The following is a 1765-nucleotide window of genomic DNA, read 5'->3' on the forward strand; positions in this document are numbered from 1 at the left end:
CGGCCGGGCAGGGCGGCCGTGCGGCCGGGCAGGGCGGGCGGCCGGGGTGACCTGGCGGCCGGGGCGGCCTGGCTGCCGGGCCCGGCGTCTCAGACGCCGGCCGAGAGCAGTTCCACCACCCGGCGGGCGGTCGCCTCGTCGCGGGCCGTGGTGAAGGGGAGCACGTTGTCCCCGGTGATGCGGAAGGGGACTCCGGCGCGGGTCAGGTGCGCGCCGCCCGCCTCCTCCACCAGGAGCAGGCCCGCCGCGTGGTCCCAGGCCGCCTCCCAGCAGAACGCGGTGGCGTCGCACTCGCCGCGGGCGATGGCCAGGTACTCCAGACCGGCCGAACCGCAGGAGCGGGGCGCCACGCCCTCGGTGTTCAGACCGAGCAGGGCGCGCTTCTGCTCGTCGGTCGTGAAGTCCGGGTGGGAGGTGGCCACCCGCAGGTCGCGGGAGGGGTCCGGGGAGCCCGCGGCCAGCCGCTCGCCGTCCAGGAAGGCACCCTGGCCCCGGACCGCGGTGGCGATCTGGTCGCGGGCGGGGGCGTACGTCCAGGAGGCGAGGACGACGCCGCGGTGGGCGAGGGCGACCAGGGTGCAGAACCCGGTGTCGCCGTGGACGAACTGCCGGGTGCCGTCGACGGGGTCGACGATCCACACCGGCGCGTCCTCGCGCAGCGCCCCGTAGCTGCCGGGGTTGTCGTGCACCGCCTCCTCGCCGACCACGGCGGAGCCGGGCAGCAGGGCGCGCAGGGCGTCGGTCAGGTACAGCTCGGCCTGGCGGTCGGCGTCGGTGACCAGGTCGTGCGGGCCCGACTTGCGGTCCACCTCGTGTTCGGCGAGCCGGCGCCAGCGCGGCATGATTTCCTGCGCGGCGGCCTTCCGGACGGATTCCTCCACGTCGACGGCGTGCCGGGCGAGAAACTCCTCGATGGTTTCGTTGTCCTCGATCATTCCTCCATGAGACCATGCCCGCTTGACAAACCCCAGCGGCCCGGTGTGCTAGCGGCGACGGCCCGGCGAAAAATGGGCTGCCGGACCACCGGGGTATGGGCTCAGCGGCCCACCGCGTAGCCCTGCATGCCGCGCGGGTTGGCGGCCGCGGAGAGCACCCCGGTCGCCGGGTCCCGGGCGACCGCGCACAGCCGGCCCTCCGACCAGGCGTCCGAGACGGTGACGTCGTGGCCGCGGCGCCGCAGCTCCCGGACGACCGCCGGGTCGGTGCGGGACTCGACGGTGACGCTGCCGGGGCGCATGCCGCGCGGGTAGAAGGACCCGGGGAAGCTGTCGTTGTGCCAGTTCGGGGCATCGATCGCGCCCTGCAGGTCGAGTCCGCCGCGCACGGACGGGCGCAGGGCGACGGCGAGGAAGAAGTGCAGCTGCCACTGGTCCTGCTGGTCCCCGCCGGGCGTGCCGAAGGCGAGGACGGGCCGGCCGTCGCGCAGGGCGATGCTCGGGCTGAGCGTGGTCCGGGGGCGGCGGCCGGGGGTGAGGGTGTTCGGCAGGCCCTCCTCCAGCCAGGTCATCTGCAGCCGGGTGCCGAGCGGGAAGCCCAGTTCGGGGACGACCGGGTTGGACTGGAGCCAGCCGCCGCTCGGGGTGGCCGCGATCATGTTGCCCCAGCGGTCGACGACGTCCAGGTGGCAGGTGTCGCCGCGGGTCGCGCCGTCCCCGGTGACCTCCGGTTCGCCGGGCACGGGGGACGTGGGGTGCTTGGCGACGGTGGGTTCGCCGACGCCGGGCGCGGCGGCGCGGGCGGCGTCGGCGGCGCCGCGGGCGTGGGA

Annotated in this window: 2 protein-coding genes; both read right to left on the reverse strand. The window is 75.9% G+C overall.

Annotated elements, in window-relative coordinates; translation table 11 throughout:
* Positions 1–89 precede the first annotated feature (89 nt).
* Positions 90–935, reverse strand: coding sequence for an inositol monophosphatase family protein (locus tag G3I53_RS29135; protein WP_164335933.1), 846 nt, complete (start codon positions 933–935; stop codon positions 90–92).
* A gap of 101 nt (positions 936–1036) precedes the next feature.
* The coding region (locus G3I53_RS29140) for a gamma-glutamyltransferase (protein ID WP_203617509.1) at positions 1037–1765 on the reverse strand (729 nt) is incomplete at its 5' end.

This window comes from Streptomyces sp. SID14436, assembly GCF_010548465.1.
In the GTDB taxonomy this organism is placed as follows: domain Bacteria; phylum Actinomycetota; class Actinomycetes; order Streptomycetales; family Streptomycetaceae; genus Streptomyces.

Coding starts and splice junctions, on each gene's coding strand:
- G3I53_RS29135 (WP_164335933.1), bottom strand. CDS start 935: ATGATCGAGGACAACGAAACCATCGAGGAGTTTCTCGCCCGGCACGCC.